Annotated in this window: 14 protein-coding genes; 2 read left to right on the top strand and 12 right to left on the bottom strand. The window is 52.4% G+C overall.

The genetic code is table 11. The annotated features are described in order from the left end of the window. Positions 1 to 63: 63 nt before the first annotated feature. The 5 genes from tilS to B5D23_RS07500 are packed head-to-tail and all read right to left on the bottom strand — an operon-like array spanning position 64 to position 4,323. Positions 64 to 1,092 (bottom strand): tRNA lysidine(34) synthetase TilS, encoded by a 1,029-nt coding sequence (gene tilS / locus B5D23_RS07520; RefSeq protein ID WP_078684798.1) that lies wholly within the window; start codon positions 1,090 to 1,092, stop codon positions 64 to 66. 15 nt (positions 1,093 to 1,107) lie between these two features. Beyond that, entirely contained in the window at positions 1,108 to 1,443 is a 336-nt protein-coding gene (locus B5D23_RS07515) for a hypothetical protein (protein WP_078684797.1), read from the bottom strand. Between the two features lie 30 nt (positions 1,444 to 1,473). Then, complete coding sequence (gene hemA, locus B5D23_RS07510; protein WP_078684796.1) at positions 1,474 to 2,829, bottom strand: glutamyl-tRNA reductase; 1,356 nt, start codon at positions 2,827 to 2,829, stop codon at positions 1,474 to 1,476. 2 nt (positions 2,830 to 2,831) lie between these two features. Then, positions 2,832 to 3,659, bottom strand: coding sequence for a cytochrome C assembly family protein (locus B5D23_RS07505; protein WP_078684795.1), 828 nt, complete (start codon positions 3,657 to 3,659; stop codon positions 2,832 to 2,834). Then, the gene (locus tag B5D23_RS07500; RefSeq protein WP_078684794.1) at positions 3,646 to 4,323 is read right to left on the bottom strand and encodes a precorrin-2 dehydrogenase/sirohydrochlorin ferrochelatase family protein; all 678 of its coding nucleotides are present in this window, start codon (positions 4,321 to 4,323) and stop codon (positions 3,646 to 3,648) included. The genes B5D23_RS07505 and B5D23_RS07500 overlap by 14 nt, the downstream gene beginning before the upstream one ends. A gap of 151 nt (positions 4,324 to 4,474) precedes the next feature. Between B5D23_RS07500 and B5D23_RS07495 the strand changes: the two genes are divergently transcribed. Then, on the top strand, positions 4,475 to 5,788 hold the full coding sequence (locus B5D23_RS07495) for a glycosyltransferase family 9 protein (protein WP_078684793.1): 1,314 nt from the start codon (positions 4,475 to 4,477) through the stop codon (positions 5,786 to 5,788). Between the two features lie 13 nt (positions 5,789 to 5,801). Then, the gene (locus B5D23_RS07490; RefSeq protein ID WP_078684792.1) at positions 5,802 to 7,079 is read left to right on the top strand and encodes a CgeB family protein; all 1,278 of its coding nucleotides are present in this window, start codon (positions 5,802 to 5,804) and stop codon (positions 7,077 to 7,079) included. A 449-nt stretch (positions 7,080 to 7,528) separates the two neighbouring features. On the opposite strand, the gene B5D23_RS07485 is transcribed toward B5D23_RS07490, so the two are convergent. The 7 genes from B5D23_RS07485 to B5D23_RS07455 all read right to left on the bottom strand — a co-directional run bounded on the left by B5D23_RS07485 (position 7,529) and on the right by B5D23_RS07455 (position 16,594). After that, the gene (locus B5D23_RS07485) at positions 7,529 to 8,308 is read right to left on the bottom strand and encodes an ATP-binding protein (RefSeq protein ID WP_078684791.1); all 780 of its coding nucleotides are present in this window, start codon (positions 8,306 to 8,308) and stop codon (positions 7,529 to 7,531) included. Positions 8,309 to 8,419: 111 nt separating this feature from the next. Next, on the bottom strand, positions 8,420 to 10,297 hold the full coding sequence (gene cooS, locus B5D23_RS07480; protein ID WP_078684790.1) for an anaerobic carbon-monoxide dehydrogenase catalytic subunit: 1,878 nt from the start codon (positions 10,295 to 10,297) through the stop codon (positions 8,420 to 8,422). A 579-nt stretch (positions 10,298 to 10,876) separates the two neighbouring features. Next, positions 10,877 to 11,536, bottom strand: coding sequence for a Crp/Fnr family transcriptional regulator (locus B5D23_RS07475; protein WP_078684789.1), 660 nt, complete (start codon positions 11,534 to 11,536; stop codon positions 10,877 to 10,879). 126 nt (positions 11,537 to 11,662) lie between these two features. Then, positions 11,663 to 12,916, bottom strand: coding sequence for a replication-associated recombination protein A (locus tag B5D23_RS07470; RefSeq protein WP_078684788.1), 1,254 nt, complete (start codon positions 12,914 to 12,916; stop codon positions 11,663 to 11,665). After that, positions 12,906 to 13,643 (bottom strand): 16S rRNA (uracil(1498)-N(3))-methyltransferase, encoded by a 738-nt coding sequence (locus B5D23_RS07465; RefSeq protein ID WP_078684787.1) that lies wholly within the window; start codon positions 13,641 to 13,643, stop codon positions 12,906 to 12,908. The genes B5D23_RS07470 and B5D23_RS07465 overlap by 11 nt, the downstream gene beginning before the upstream one ends. 86 nt (positions 13,644 to 13,729) lie before the next feature. Further along, complete coding sequence (gene gcvT, locus B5D23_RS07460) at positions 13,730 to 14,812, bottom strand: glycine cleavage system aminomethyltransferase GcvT (protein WP_078684786.1); 1,083 nt, start codon at positions 14,810 to 14,812, stop codon at positions 13,730 to 13,732. A gap of 42 nt (positions 14,813 to 14,854) precedes the next feature. Beyond that, positions 14,855 to 16,594, bottom strand: a complete 1,740-nt coding sequence (locus B5D23_RS07455) for a hypothetical protein (protein WP_078684785.1) — start codon at positions 16,592 to 16,594, stop codon at positions 14,855 to 14,857. Positions 16,595 to 16,803: the final 209 nt, after the last annotated feature.

The raw sequence follows: 16,803 nt of genomic DNA, 5'->3' as shown, positions 1-16,803 counted from the left end.
ATCCTTCTCACAGCGCCCTGTCAATGCAAAGCCCTGTAAGGGGGATGGAATAGTTACAAAAAGTCATTTTTTCTTGGGGAGAAACGTGATGCTTCTGGATGAGAGCACGACGCGTTTATCACCGGGAAATTGTAGAGTTTTTCCGCCTTCTCCGCGCTGAAAAGTCTCTTCGAGTCGAAAAAGACTATCTGCACGAACTTGCCCGGGGCCAAGGCGCTCCAAAAGGATTTTGAAAAGTCTCAGGCGCATTGCGGTGTGCTGCATGCGAAGTTTTGGTGCAGACAGGGTGTAGGCCCCCTCTGTATCTTGCTCCGCTGACGCTATCAGCTTGGCGAGCTGTGCATCCCAGAATGTGGCGTCTTTTTGAGCCAGCCGCCATCGAGTGGCAACGGTGTTCAGGAATCCGGGATTTTCACGCATGAAAAGCGGGAGCAGTTCGTGACGCATGCGGTTTCTGGTGTAGCGCGTATCTGCGTTAGACGGATCTTCGACCCATTTTACGTCAAGCCCTGTGGCAAAGGCTTCGATGTCTTCTCTGCTACACATGAGCATAGGGCGAAGTAGGGCACGCTCGGGATTGAAGGCCTGCATTCCTGCAAGCTGGGGCCAGCCTGTGCCTCTGGAAAGCCGCATGAGGCTGTCTTCGGCAAGGTCATTCAGGTTATGTCCCAGTGCAATGTAGTCTGCATTGCATCGCTGGCGCTGTTCTTCCAGAAAAGCATAGCGCACTGTTCGTGCGGCTTCTTCCAGCCCCATTCCGCGTTCGGACGCAAAGGCGCCGACATCGATGCGTGTTGAAAAAAACGAAATGCCAAGCCGTGCACAGATTTTTGCTGCATGTTCGGCTTCTGCGGCAGATTCTTCCCGCAGGGCATGGTCAAGATGAGCGGCGCTCACGGTGCAGCCAAGACGGGAAGACAAAAGTTTGAAGAGAAGAAGGAGCGTTGTGGAATCAACGCCCCCGGAAAAAGCAGTAAGGATGTGGGTCCCACGCAGGGAGAGGCCAAGCTCTCCCTCGAGAAATTCCTGAACGGACAGACAGAATCTGGCCGCCTTGGGTGGGATGTCCTGTAAGTGGGACAAGTTGTTCATGACGGTTCTCCCTCATTAGGCAGGGATGTCATGCTCTTTGAGCAGTCTGTCGAGCCACTCAATGGCATAGAACCGCTGTTCTGGAGTGGCATAGGCCACGCAGGAGCAACGCATAATGCTTCTGGCCCGGACCAAAAGCTCCAACCGGATGCTGTCTTTCTGAAGTTCCAGCCCAAGGCTGTATGGACCGCATTTTTCAGCATGATCCTTTTGCTCGGCAGTGTACAGATTGCTTGGGACATCAAGCCAAAACAGATCGTCCATGCCGCTTGTGAGGCCAAGGGAAGTGAGCTGAGATCGCAGGCGCTCAATGTGCTCGGAATTCAGGTCTTCAATACAGTAGGTGCGCATGAAATTCTCACTTACAGAGGGTTAAACAACTTATTTACTACAGTCTGGACCGCCATTTGCCCGGAGCTGGACCACGTTGGACCGCTTACGGTCTGCGTGTGCATTGTCCGGAATGTCTTCGTGATCGAGGTTGAACATGCGGCGGGTTGTATCAATGAAGCGCTGGGCAGAACCTTCTTCCTGAGTACGACGTTTCAGGAAGGTGATTGGTTCGTGGTAGAGCTTGTGGGTAATGGACTTCACAAGCGTCTGGAGGGCTTCGTAGTCTTCATCAGACACGGTGCCGAGGCGTTTCATGGTGCGTTCCAGCTCGTGAGCTGCAATAGCTTCGCCGGAGTTCAGAAGATCACAGATGGTGGGGTTCAGCTGGAGGGATTCCAGCCAGGTGGCAAAGTGACGGGTTTCGGAATCAATAATTGTCTCAGCCTTGATTGCTTCTTCGCGACGCTGAGCAATATTTTCTTCCACAACCTCTTTGAGGTCGTCAATGTCATACAGATACACATTGTCCAGTCCATTGACATCTGGATCAATGTCACGCGGGACAGCAATGTCGATGAAGAACATGGGACGCTGGCGACGTTTTTTCAGTACAGCCTTGAGGTCCTTGGCGCGAATAATGGCGTCAGTAGCACCTGTGGAGCTGATAATGATGTCAACGTCTGCAAGCTTGCGCTGTAACTCTTCAAACATGATGGCGCTTCCGCCCATGCGGCGTGCAAGCTCCTCACCGTGTTCAAAGGTTCGGTTGGCAACGAGCAGTTCTTTGATGCCTGTGTTGATGAGGTGTGTTGCGGCAAGCTCTGCCATTTCACCTGCACCAATCAGCATGGCCCGATTGCCCGACATGTCGCCAAAGATCTTTTTGGCAAGTTCAACGGCCGCGTAGCTGATGGAGACCGCAGAGGATGCAATTGAGGTTTCGGTACGAACGCGTTTTGCCACGCTAAATGCCTTGTGCAGTACGCGATTCACGATAACCTTTGCCGAGCCATACTCAATGGATTTGCGATATGCATCCTTGAGCTGGCCCAGAATCTGGGGTTCGCCAACGACCATGGAATCAAGGCTGGCGGCAACGGTGAAGACATGCTTTACCGCGGCAAGCCCCTCATGGATGTACACATGGGGCTTGAGCTGGGGGACAGAGCCTCCACAGTGGGACGCCCAAAAGCGAAGGATGTCTTCTTCGTTTGCTTCTGGGGTGGTGACGGCCAAAATCTCGACACGGTTACAGGTCGAGAGGGTCAGGGCTTCGAGAACAGGTCCGTCAGCTTTGACAAGGCCAAGCTCCACTGTGTTGCAGTCCTTCAGCGCGTAGGCTTCACGAATTTCGACACCAGCGGTCCGATGATTAAGTCCGATAAGGTAGATTTTCTGATTCATGGTTACTGCATGAAGTTGTGGTGAGAAGGCATCATGAAATTGACGACAACAAGCGACAGTACGCTAAATATGAATACTGTCATGGCAAGCACAGCTGCCTTGCGTCCTCGCCAGCCCATGGCAAGCCGTTGATGAAAAAGATAGGCATACAAAAGCCAGATAATGACGGACACCCATTCCTTGGGGTCGCCAGTAACGGTTTTTTGCCAGGCAAAGCCTGCCCAGATAAAACCGGAGAGCAGACCAAGAGTATACAGTGGAAAGCCAAAGAGTACTGCGTGATGATTCGCGCGGTCAAAGGTATTGAGCGACGGAAGGTCTCGCCGAAAGCCAGTGAGCTTTTCTTTGGCTTTGATCTTTTTGTCAAGGTGCAGGAAAAGTGCTCCCGCCACAAAGGCAATTGCCAGGAAGCTGAGGGCAAGGAAGAGCGTTCCTATATGAAGCATAAAGAATGGTCCGGCCCAAGCCTTTGGCATAATGACCTTTGTGCCAGACAGTCCAAGTGAGGACAGGAAGAGCAAAAGGGCAAGAGGAGAGGCTGCAAGAGCAGGAAATTCCAGATTTTTTTTCCACCACAAAATGTAAAAAATAGCTAAAACCACCCAGCCGAGCAGGTTAAGGTGGAAATTCCCTTCGAGAAGGCTTGCCATGCCAGAGCTGTTCCACCACAGGAAAAGAAAAATGCTGTGCAGCACAAAGCCTGCCCCAGAGAGCAGGGCTGCGACTTTTTTGAGCGCATGGCGCGAGCTGAGCATCCCACCTATAAAGAGGATAGACCCAAGGGCATACAGCAGAGTGATGCCAACCTGAAGGACATTATTCAATTCCATCGAGCAGTTCTCCAATATGAGAATGCAGCTGCGGCGGGAGAGCCTCGCTCAGGAGGTCCCGGACGCGGAGCATGTCGTTTTCACGCAGGGCCTCAGGAAGGGGGCCAAGCGCGAGTTGACGAAAAAGAGTTGTGTTTTGAGCTGTGGGAAGCCCAAGGTTCAAAATGAGCGGACGAAGTCGGCCCATGATTGCGACAAAGGGTTCATATTCTGGTCCCAGAGCCTTTTCAAGTTCCATGCGGATTCTGCGCGAAACAGCCGGACTTGCTCCGCCTGTGGACAAGGCGAGAACCAGAGCGCCACGCTTGAGGCTGGCAGGCACGATAAACGTGCTCTTGTCTGGTGCATCGGCAATGTTACACAGGGTTCCGTGTTTTTGGCACAGTTCGGCAATGTGACTATTCACTTTGGCATTGTTGGTGCATGCAAAAACAAGTGTCCGCCCTTTAAGGTCGGATTCGTCAAATTCTCGCTGCTCAAAGTGAAGGCTCGGCGACGCGCACAGGTCCAGAAGCTCTTTGGACGCTTCGCCAAGGTCGAGTACGCAGATTTCACGCGGCCCGGCACTCAGCAGGGTGGTGATTTTGCGCAGTCCAACGGCTCCAGCGCCAACAACGAGGCAGCTGCACGCAGAGAGATTAAGAAAAGCCGGATAATGTCGCATGACCGGGTCATACCAGAAGTAGGCTAAGCCTGCAAAACTTTCCGCATTTGCAGAAGTTTTTGTCTCGGGGCATGATGCCAGTTCTGGCCGGTTATCTGCTCGTAACAGATGACTTTTTGTCTGCCGTTAACCGTTTACCGTAAAAGAACGTATGTCAACAGAATCAGATACAGGGCTTTGCGGCCCGAAACTTGTTGTTCAGCTTGCCCGATTTGGAGATCTTGTTCAAACCAAACGGTTGATCCTGTCGCTTGTTCGTCAGTCCGAATCCGCAGTGCATCTTGTGGTGGATCATTCTCTGGTCACGCTGGCAAAGTGCATTTATCCCGACATCATTGTGCACGGAGTACACGCCCATGCGCGGCCCGGTGTGACGGAGCAGGATATCCTTCGGCAGAATTTGGCCGTTTTCCACGAGCTGAAAGAATGTCAGTTCTCGGAAGTGTATAATTTGAATTTTTCGGGCCTGAACATGGCTCTGTCTACGCTTTTTGACCCTGATACTGTTCGAGGACACAGGATGGAGCAGGGGCAGGAGCGTTCTGACCTTTGGTCACAAATGGGAATGCGCTGGGTTCGGTTACGCCGGGATGTCGGCATGAACCTTGTGGATTTTTGGGCTTGTCTTGCGGACGACCCCATTGCACCGGGGGAAGTCAATCCTATTGCTATGCGAGGCGGAAAAGGCATTGGTGTTGTCATGGCTGGACGAGAATCTCGTCGAAGCATTCCACCAGAAACACTGGCTGCTATTGCAGGAGCAACAACACAGGGAACTCGTTCCGACACTATTTTTTTGATTGGCAGTTCCTCCGAGTCTGGCCGGGCGCGAGCTTTTTTGGATGCTGCTCCGCGAAAAATCAGGGAAAACACGACTGATTTGACAGGGAAAACAGACTGGGCGGGCCTGATTGATGCGCTCACAGGACTTGATGCACTCATTACCCCCGACACAGGGACCATGCATCTGGCTGCGCATCTTGGCGTTCCTGTACATGCGCTTTTCTTGTCTTCTGCGTGGTGTCACGAAACTGGACCCTATGGCATTGGGCACCGTGTGTGGCAGAGTGCAGAGCCTTGTGCCCCATGTTTGGAATCCGCTCCGTGTCGAAAAGGTGTCAAATGTTTGAATGCCTTTTCTGGGCGCAACTTTTTACGCCATCTTGCGGGCAATGCCGCCTTTGAGGTTCCAGAAGGAATGCTTGGGTATGTAAGTGCTATTGATTCCTTGGGCGTGACCTATCGTCCTGTCCTTGGCCAGGACCCAACAGAAGCCTCGCGTGCATCATTCAGGGCGTTGATTGGGCAGTACAAGGGCTACGCCATGTGGGATAAGCCCGTGGACGAGCGAATGGTGCGCACGATTTTTCATGAGCAGGACTGGATTTTTGGCGGAGACATGACTCCTCAGGACATCAGGGAAATGGTTCCGGCCCCAGAGCTGGACGAACAGGCAGCAGAATAAAGGCGTTAGTCAGATGAATAGCTCTCTTCGAATTCTTATTGTTTTGCCAATGTATGGTGGTTCCTTGCCCATCGGGCACTATTGTGCTCGAGCTTTGCGACGCATGGGGCATCTTGTTGAAATTTTTGAAGCGCCTGAGTTTTTGGGAGCGTATGAGTCTCTCTCCGAGATGCGTATTTCTCGGGACAAGGTCAGCTCTTTGCAAAATGGGCTTCTGAATGTTGTGTCGCAGGCTATTCTTGCCAAAGCTGAGAGTTTTGAGCCTGATCTCGTTTTGAGTATGGCGCAGGCTCCTCTTTCCATTCCTACGTTGCGCCGTCTCAAACGGGACAATGTCACGACAGCGATGTGGTTTGTCGAAGACTACAAGTTAATGACCTACTGGAAGGGCTATGCGCCGTATTATGATTTTTTTGCGGTGATTCAGGAAGAGCAAATATTTGAGAAGCTGGAGCAGATTGGGCAGGAGAATGTCCTGTATCTTCCCCTTGCTGCGGACCCAGAATTTCACAAACCAATGGATTTGACTGCGGTAGAGCGGCAGCTTTGGGGTTCCGAGTTGTCGTTTATGGGAGCAGGGTACGCCAACCGTCGCGTTGCATTTCATCAGTTTGCAGGCAAGAAGTTTAAGCTTTGGGGCAATGGCTGGGAAGATGACGCTGTTCTCGCACCCCACGTTCAGCTCAAAGGACGGCGTTTGAGTTCGGAGGAGTGCATCAAGGTTTTTAACGCCACGGTTATCAATCTGAATTTGCACTCCAGTGTACATGTGGACAAGCTTGTTTCAGGTGGTGACTTTGTAAATCCCCGAACCTTTGAGCTTGCCGCGTGTGGTGCCTTTCAGCTCGTTGACGAGCGTTCTCTCATGTCAGATCTTTTTTACTCTGACGAGCTTGCGACGTTTGAAACTCTTCCCGAGCTTCATGAAAAGATAGAGTATTTCCTCGCGAATCCTGAAGAGCGGCAGGCTTTTGTTCAGCGGGCGCGTGAGAGAGTCTTGAAGGACCATACTTACGATCAGCGGATGCAGACCCTTTTGGATTTTATCGCTTCCCGACGCAGTGCCTGGCCCGCGCGGAAGCAATCTGAAAGTGCATTGGCAGGTCTGCCCCCAGAATTAAAAGTGCAGGTGCTTGAGCTGCTTCAGCGGCTTCAGCTTCCCGTTTCCACCAGTCTCGAGGACCTTTTGTGGGCTATGCGGCAGCAGAAAGGGACTCTTACGGAGTTAGAGACTTCTCTTCTCTTTCTTAACGAGTGGCGTCAGCAGTATGGCGGCATTATGGGCGAGTGAGAGAAGTTGGGGCCAGCCTCAGCACGGTAGTGCTGGATGGGCGGGAGGGAGAAAGTTGGGGGCCAGCCCCCAAACCCCCGCGTAAGGGAATGATTCCCTTACGTATCCTCATCGAGTTTGAATTCCATCCACGCTTTGCGTGAATGAAATTCAAACTTGGGTGAGAATGCGATAAGAAAGTCGTTCTCTTTACCGTGCGTTGCCACCATTTTCTTTTGAATGCCAGATGGCATTCAAAAGAAAGGAATGGAGCGCAAAGAAAAAGAACACACGGGACGCCCACTAGCTCAAAAAATAAGGCTGATGGAGAGGAAAGCGAAGCTTTCATCCCATTCAGCCTTATTTTTTGAGCGAACTTGGGATTCCCAAGGGCCTCGTCCTTGGGCGGGGTCAAGGGGCAGCGCCCCTTGCAGGGTTTGGGGCAGCGCCCCAACAACACGCTGGTCTTGTTAATTCATAGCAAGAGAGCTGATAAGCTCCTGAACTATGCCGTTGATAGCGGCTTCTTCTGGTAAATGAAGGACGGAGCTGTCCGTCATCTGACGTTCAATGAGTCCGGGGAGCGGCGGGATGGAGAGTGCTGTTGCCGGGAGTCCCTGAATGGCTGGCGGAGTTTGCCCGGTGTGCCGGTTAATGACGAGAGTTTGATTATCAAGCCCAAGGTCGCGAGCCATGCGGGCAATTTCAGCTCCTGTTTGCAGACTGCGAAAACTTGGTTCCGAGACAATGACAAGTCCGTCGACATGCGATGCTGTACCGCGCCCAAGGTGTTCGATTCCTGCTTCAAGATCGACGAGCACCCAGTGGCGACTTTCCATGATGACATGGGCGAGAAGAGCCTTGAGAAGGGCGTTTGCGTCACAGGCGCAACCGCCTCCGGCATTTGTTACAGCACCCATGACAAGAAGCCGTTTTCGGCCGGGAGTGATTCCGGGCTGTGGTGTCCCTGTGATCGGGACCTCAAGCGCGAGAGATTCTGGAAGGTCGCCAACGTCTGGGTTGAGATGTAAAAAACCACCGTCGTGAATTCGTTCCTGAATAAGATCCTTGCGTTGAATGAGCGGGGTCGGAAGGTTTTCTTTTCGAATACCAGAGGCCTGCCCAAGAGAGAGCGCCGTGTCTGCATCCACCATCCAAACGTCTTGCCCGTTGCAGGCCAGCCAGTCTGCCACCCATGCCGTGAGAGAAGTCTTTCCAACGCCACCTTTTCCGGCAAATGCAATTTTCATGAGCTGTCCTTTTGCGTCTTAAGCAGCCTGTGCTGCATTCTCTTTGCGCTGTGTCGTGTCGAGAGAAGGGGAGCGCGTATGCTCCCCTTGAGTTGTTCCGTGTGAGGAGTTTTATTTGTCTAATCCCAGAGCCTGACGCTTTGCATTAATGCGGGCATCAAACATATCTGCTGTTTTGATGGGGTCGGATTCAATGAAGAAGGTTGCTCCTACGAGGTCCTCCAGTCCCGAAACTGCGAGGTTGGTCACGGTTTCAGAGCCAAGGATATTGGGAGCATGTCCAAGATGAGTGTAGATGCCAGAGGCAACGGCATAGAGACCAATAGACGCAGCTTTTTCTGAATACCATTCAGGCGCAGAGGCTCCGACTGGGAGGTCGGAGATGTCAACGTGTAGTTCGTTGGCAAGTGCGGCGCAAAGCTGCAAAATGCGCGAGTTGTCTACGCAGGACCCGTAGTGCAAAACAGGCGGAATGCCGAGTGCTCCGCAGACTTTTTTGAGACCGGGACCAGCCATCTCAATGGCTTCTGGAACAAGAAGACCAGCCTTGCCGGCTGCCGAAGAAACGCAGCCTGTAACGAGAACAAGGATGTCTCGTTTGATAAGCTCCTTGGCGAGGCCAACATTGAGCGAGTCGTGTTTTATTTTGGGATTGTTGCAGCCCACAATGCCGACAGCTCCTCGCACATCTCCCTGTGCAATGGCGTCAACCAGCGGTGTGAGTGTTCCGCCAAGCGCTTCGACGACGGCTTCGTTGGAAAAACCAGACATGATGCTCACGGGCTGACCTGGTATTTCAACGCGGCTTGGGTCACGTTCGGCAAAGGCTTCTACTGCGAGTGATACAATTTCATAGGCCTGTTTCTGGGCTGTTTTGGGATTAAAGTCGTAGTGAATGGCACCTGTGAAGCGTGCCTTCTTTGCTGTGTCGATGAATTTTGTGTGATAGCAGCTTGAGACCTGCACGAGGCTCGGCATAATGCACTGGTAATCAACGACAACGGCTTCTACCGCACCGGTAATGATTGCCAGTTCTGTCATAAGGTGGTTGCCAGCCATTGGGATGCCCTGTCGCATAAGTAGTTCGTTACCTGTGCAACAGAGACCTGCTATGTTGATGCCTGCTGCTCCAAGTTCCTTGGCCCGAGCGATGAGCTTAGGATCACGCGCCGCAGCCAGAATCATTTCGGACACCACAGGGTTGTGCCCATGGACAAGCAGATTGACCTTGTCCTCTTTGATGACAGCGAGGTTGGCTGTGGATTTTGACGGTTTGGGAGTGCCAAAGATGACGTCTGAAAGTTCAGTGCCGATCATGGAACCACCCCAGCCGTCAGCGAGAGCCATTCGCGCTGCGTGGAGCATGGTGTTTGGCGCGTCGTTATCTACGCCCATGTGTGTGCGGTGCATCATTTCGACGATTTCATGATCAACACCGCGTGGCGTGACGCCAATCTTTGCCCACTTTTCTTTTCTGACTTCTGGAACTCTGGACAGGAATGAGACCTCTTTTCCCCGTGAACCAAAGTCTGAGAAGAGGCGTTCCAGAAGTTCCTCGGCAACGTCTCTGAGTTGTCGCCCCTGTGTTTTAATTCCAATTTCACCCGCGATACGAACAAGTTTTTTTTCATCCTTGATGCGGTAGCCTTCTGCATCCCCTTCAAGAATAGCCTCAAGAACTTCTATCAGGTCTCGCCCGTGGTCTGAGTGTGCAGCTGCTCCCCCTGCGACAAAGCGCCCAAAATTACGGGCAACAACGACGTCTGCGTCAGCTCCGCAAACGCCCCGCGGCATCTTGGGCGTGATGCGGCACGGACCCATTGTACAGTTGCGGCACGAAGTACCAAGTTCACAGAATTTGCAGTGTGGCGTCTGCTTGTCCAGGCGGTCGTATACTGTTTCAACCCCCTCCCGCCGGGCCTTCGCTATCATCGCCTTTGCATCGTCCCATATTGTGAGTTCGTCGATGGGGCTCGGTTCTTTTGCCATAAACTCCTCCAATAATGTTGCCAATTATTACACCGAATTCATTGCTATTAAAGGAGCGTATAATCCGAAATGGCCTCAGTATGTCAGATAGGCGACATTTGGCTGTCGCAGTAAAAAAATGGGGCCTGCCTCAGTATGGTAGTGCAGGATGGGTGGAGGGGAAATTGGGGGCCAGCCCCCAAACCCCCGCGTAAGGGAATGATTCCCTTACGTATCCTCATCGAGTTTGAATTCCATCCACGCTTTGCGTGAATGAAATTCAAACTTGGGTGAGAATGCGATAAGAAAGTCGTTCTCTTTCCTGTGCGTTGCCACTATTTTCTTTCTGAACGCGAGCGTTCAGAAAGAAAATAAGTGCGGCAGAAAAGGCAAAAGAACTCGCAATCGGGAAACGCCACTAGGCCGAAAAAAAGGGGCCGGATGAAGGGGAAAGCCAAAGGCTTTCACTCATCCGGCCCCTCTTTTTCGGGCGATAGCGGGATTCCCAAGGGCCTCGTCCTTGGGCGGGGTCAAGGGGCAGCGCCCCTTGCAGGGTTTGGGGCAGCGCCCCAACCCCAACCTCAGCAGAGCACGAGATCCTTAGATGCACTGCTCAGAGGCGTGACGCTTGAGGGCGGGCAAATCTGGGATAATGTACTGCCCACGGCCGTGCTTGATGATAAAGCCAGCGCGGAGCATATCGTTGAGGAGTGTAGAGACAGTCTGGCGAGAGGCGCCCATAAGCTGGGCGAGCTGTTCAATGGTGAGGTTGAGATCGATGAGCACACCGGAGTGGTGAGGAACACCTGCCTGCTGCGCCTCGTCGATAATGTAATCGAGCAGTCGGGCATATATGTCCTTGAAGACAAGACCGCCAATGATGGAAAAGGTGTTCTTGAGAATGTGGCCGAGCACGCGAACCATAGTGCGGGTAAAAACGGGGTTGCGATCCATGAGTGTTTTCATGGCGTGTACATCGGCGACGAGAAGCTGGGTGGAGCTGAGAGATTGTATGTAGCACCCGGCATGCGTGGAGTAGAGATCGCCGGGGCGTAAAATAGCGAGGGTGAATTCCTTGTCAGCATAGGCGAGATACACGCGGACCCGCCCTTTTTTAATAATGAACGTCAAGTCTTCCCGTTCATCTGGGGTGTAAATAATGGCGTTCTTGGGCAGGGTCCGAGTGTTAAAGACTGCGTGAAGCTCGTGAAGTTCGTCTTTCTCTAACTCTTCGAGCAGGTTTATTCCGGGGAATTTCATACGCCTTCGTGGGGAAAAGGTTCATGATAGACATGACGGTAGCATGGATGTGCAAAGCCAGCAACTTCCCGAAAATATTAGGCATTGCATAATGTTGCAGACGCTTTTCCGAAGGGTGGCGAAAGATTATTTCTTGCGCAAATGGGCTTTCCAGGGGGCTGAGAGCTTTGGTTCTTCGCCTTGATCCTTGGCGTGGTAAAAGCTGCGTCCCTGAAGCTCGTCGGGCAAATATTCCTGCGCAACCCATGCGCCGGGGAAATTGTGCGGATACTTGTAGCCCTTGCCATAGCCCCATTCTTTCATTTGCTGCGTTGCCGCATTTCGAATGTGAAGGGGGACGGGCTTTGCACCATTCTTGCGAACCTCTGCGGCGGCGCGATGATATGCCTCATAGGTGGAGTTGCTTTTTTTGGCGAGGGCCAAATAGACAGCGCACTCGCTCATGGGGATAAATCCCTCAGGCATGCCGACAAATTCAACTGCCTGCTGACAGGCGACAGCCATTTGCAGGGCGTTGGGGTCTGCAAGGCCAATGTCTTCGCCAGCAGATAGAATGAGTCGGCGGCAGACAAAGCGGGGGTCCTCGCCACCTTCGAGCAGACAGGCGAGGTAATAGACAGCCGCGTCTGGGTCACTTCCTCGAATGGATTTAATCATTGCACTGGCGAGGTCGTAGTGCGAATCACCGGCCTTGTCGTGGCGCAAAACAATGTCAGGAAGAAGGCCTTTGAGATGCTCTGGGTCCCGGTGGTCTTCGGGCAATTCGGCTAGATACTCAATGAGATTGAGAAGACTCCGGGCGTCCCCCTGCGCAAGCTTGGTCAAAAGGTGCAAGGTTTCGTCCGGGACTTCAATTTCAAGGCGCTTGAGTCCTCGCCGGGCAACGTCCATCAGGTCGTGGCGGGTGTGGGCCTCCAGCCGGAGAACATGAAGCCGTGAAAGCAGTTGCCGAGTGATAGAAAAAGAGGGGTTTTCTGTCGTTGTGGCAATGAGTGTCATCTCGCCGTTTTCCAAAATCGGGAGGAAAAAGTCCTGCTGCGCTTTAGAAAAACGGTGTAGCTCGTCCAGAATGAGAAGCTGCATACCCTGAAGACGCTTGCGCAGAGAGCTGATGCCTGCTTCTGGAGCGCTGACACGAATGTAGGGAAGACCAGAGTGCCGGGCAAGAAGCAGGGCGAGTGTAGATTTGCCACAGCCGGGAGGGCCGTACAGGAGCATGCTCGGCAGACGGTCAGCGTTCATGACCGCGTCGATTTTTTCTCGCAGATGGGCCTGCCCAATAAAGTCTTCAATTGTTCTGGGGCGAACGCGATCAGCCAAAGGCTGCGTGTCGCCACCTGCGCTCCCCTGGTTGGGAGCGGTTCCGGGATTAGTCAGCATGATGTCGTCCCCACCAGAAAAGCCCGAGACACATCAGTGCCGCAGTTTCCCAGCGCAACACAGAGTGCCCTAAGCTCATTGCCTGAAATCCATTTTCGCGAAGTGCTTCTGCTTCCTCATCAGTAAAGCCGCCTTCTGGTCCAACAACACAAAGGACCTTTCCGGGGCGAGTAACGGCTGGAAAGTCGAGAATGCTTTCGCAGTCCTGATCTTCCCATAAAAGATAGCAGTGCTCGTAGTCTTTAGCCATTGCGATCAGATCGTCGACACCATTGGGACAGGTCTTGAGTTCTGGAATGCGCGGGTTGCCGCACTGCTTGGCTCCAGCCAAAAGTTTTGCCTGCCATGAGTCTTTGACTTCGTCTGGGACTTTGCCCTGACTGCGCTGTGCCTTCCAAAAGATAAGCTCTGCAGCCTGAAGCTCAGTTGCTTTTTCCAGCAAAATGCTTCGGCGCAGGCTTTTGGTCCAGCCAAGAGCAAGGCTGACGGGGTTGTGGGGCAGAGGAATATCCTGAATTTCAAGCGGAGAGAGAACCGCAGCGTGCTTGGCCGTGGCTGTAATTTCAAATGTACCAAGAGTCCCAAGGCCATCGATAAGCTGGACGGTTTCTCCGGTATCAAGGCGGAGTGAGCGCAGCATGTGGCTGGCCTCTTCGCCGCGCAGTTCAACAGAATTTCCGGAACGGGCCGGACCCCATAACTCAGGTTCAAGATAGAATGTTTTCACGTAGAAGCTCGGTTTTTGCAAAAAAATGCCCCGAACGAAGTCCAGAAAGAACCTGAACTGGTCCGGGGCACAAAAGATGTTTCTGGTTACAGCGCCGTGCGAGCTGTGCCATCCCTGTAGAAAGGAAGCTCAGTCTTGCGGGCTTGGATTTTCTTTTTGCCCTTTCCAGCAAGAAAATCAACCTGATCGGCGTACTCTTTTTTGACGTAGGCCAGTGCAATGGCATAGCCAAGGCTCGGAGCAAAAGATCCGCTTGTTACCCGGCCTACTTCTTCGCCAGAGGGCAGGAATACAGGATCATTGTGCCGGGCTGCGCGGCGGCCCTCCATTACAAGTGGAATGAGCAGTTCGCGAACCGTATGGGCCTTGTCTTTGCCAATGTACTCAGCATTCGATTTCAGGAAGAAACCGCATCCTGATTCTGCAGGTGTGTGCTCTTCGTCCAGGTCCTGTCCGTAGAGGGACAGACCAGATTCCAGACGCAGGGTGTCTCGGGCGCCAAGACCCGCAGGCAAAACATCCGGATGGTCCAGCAGAGCCTCCCACAGGCGTTCTGCGGCTTCTTCGCGGATGTACAGTTCATATCCCAGCTCGCCGGTGTAACCTGTACGGCTTACAAGGAAGGTGTCGTTCTGGAATTCAGCCTTTTTAAAGGCAAAGAAGCGCAGGAAGCTCCAGTCGAGACCGGTGACGGTGTTGAGCGCAGAGCAGGCAAGTGGTCCCTGAATGTCAATTTTGGCCATAAGCTCGGACATGTCATCAAAAAAAACATCGTCCGACAGATGTGCCTTGATCCAGGCAAAGTCGGACGAGATGCGGGCACTGTTGACGACAAGCATGTATTCGTCGTCAGTAATACAGTACACGATGAGGTCGTCGAGGATGCCTCCTTCTTCATTCAGAAGAAAACCATACCGGCAGCGTCCGGGACCCAGTGTCTCCAGATTGTGTGTAACCAGTCGGGACAACTGCTCCTTGGCGCGTGCTCCCTTTAGCTTAAATTCGCCCATGTGACAGATGTCAAAAATTGAGGCCTTGCTGCGGGTGTGATGATGTTCCTCAAGGATACCTGTGTACTGAACAGGCATTTCCCAACCAGCGAAGGGCACCATTTTGGCACCGTATGCCACATGCCAGGCATGAAGTGGAGTGGTCAGAAGCTGTGTCAATGAATCCTCCTCCGAATCCAGTGCGGGACGTTTTAAAGAAAGTTACTCTGTCGTACTCAGTTCCTTATTCTCCATATCGGACCGGGACTTCCGAATAGCCTTGAACTCGTCAACGAGCGAGACAAGTCGCCCGTAATTTTTTTTGATTTCAAGTCCATAAGGAGTCAGCTCTTCGTCTTTACGCCGTATGTAACTGCGCACCAGATAGGGGTCCGAGAGAATGTGTTCGCCTATACCTATGACATTCTGCACCAGTTGGTCAAAGTAGTTTACGATCTCAAACTTCAATTCATGGAGAATTGCATTGGTCTGGACCAGCATGTCTTGGTAACTGATTTTTTTGCCGCGGAAATTTCTGTGCTGGAGTTCATCCAGAATCTGCGCCTTGCGCGCCTGCTGTATGTAGCTGTATTTGCTCCAGACTTCCTGAAAAAGCTCGTTCATGGAGTTGAAAACTTCGGAGTTGTCTGGATCGAGTAAATACGTATCCAGCACCTTGACGACGTAGGAATAAAATTCATCAGAGTAGGCGATAATACGCCGCTGGTGCTTGGAGAGCCATGAGAACAGAAATTTAAGCCGCTTTTCATGGCTGTCGGTGTTCTCGACAACTTCATTCCGCTTATACACCGTTCTGCCCTGATATTCACCCTTTGTTATGTCATTAAGACGAACAACAAGGTTTGTTGCATCCTTGAGCAGGTTGATATTCGGGTTTGGGCGGCCTGAATAGGGGTGAATAATTTCCTGTCGCAGAACAGAAAGGGCACGGTCCTGACGGATGTTGTCCTGGGAATAGCCGTGCTGCCGGTAGGTCACACGAAGAATCACAACGCGGTTGGCCTTGTCGACAAAGTAGCGGCCCCGGCCAAGTCTGGTCAGGGCTTCTTTTTGTTTTTCATCAACCTGCACCAGCGCAATTTTCTGAACGCGAGGGTAGCGGCGCTGGGAAGGGTGCGAGTACAGCGAGGTGAGCGTCCTGTCAGACTGCCCCAGCGCCCGGATGAGGAATTTTTCGCCAGCGGCATGGAGTCTGCGGGCAAAAAGTGCACTGGAGGTGCGGCGCTCCGAGACAATCGGGTAGCCGTACAGCTCCATAAGAAACTGGAAGACAAAATTGCGGTTCCGTTCGTACATGGCGTTGTCGCCAATGCGGAATTTTTTGATACGCAGGCCAAAGCGCTTGATCTCGGTGTCGAGGTCAGAGGGGAAGGACGCATAGATGCCTGCCAGATGAAATCTGCCATCAGCATTTTTGGCCATGACATGCGCCCGGTCGAGGCTCAGCAGCTTGGGAAGGAGGCGAGGATATTGGCTCAGGTCGGTAAAGTCCTTGCGGTTGAATGCCTTTCGGAATTCGTCCTGATAGGGCTTTGGCAGGCGCTCAAGAAATGTTTTGAGGTTCTGCCGATAAATATTTTGCTCCAGAGGACAGGCTCCTGTGTCCTTGGAGTTCTGAATGTCATGAAGAATATCAAACTGGAATGGTTCGCTAAAATAGTTGAGAGGCCGGGAAAGGGCCACCATGCTAAAGCCGGGCAGAAATCCGTACTCGAACATGTCGGATTCAAAAGAGGGCAAAAGTTCGCGAGCTTCAACAAGTGGATAGTCCGAAGACTCAAAATAGGGTTTGAGAAGGCAATATTTTATATGAACAAAGTCAAGGTAACGCTTCAACTCTTCAAGCGTTTGAACAGAGATTGAAGACGGTTCAAGGTTTTCCGGGTCCAGGCCGGAGTATTCTTTAATATTGCAGAATGCGTTTTCCCAGCTAAAGCTCATGCCATTGTGTCCACGGGGGGTGAAAAATTACGCGAAGGATTGTTACTGTCTTTGGCAAAATGTGCGGCGATTTAGTGTGGAGCGGGCTGAGACTTGCAAAAAGGACTCCAAAATCTCTGCCTGGGCCGCACGCTTCCGCGCAAACACTTTACATTCACTGGAAAAGAATGACAATAGCAGACTTGCCTTTCTTCGCATATTGCGGGAAA

Source organism: Desulfobaculum bizertense DSM 18034, from assembly GCF_900167065.1.
Classification (GTDB): Bacteria; Desulfobacterota; Desulfovibrionia; order Desulfovibrionales; family Desulfovibrionaceae; genus Desulfobaculum; species Desulfobaculum bizertense.
Note: the sequence above shows the minus strand (reverse complement) of the source record. Positions and strands in the feature narration are given on the sequence as shown.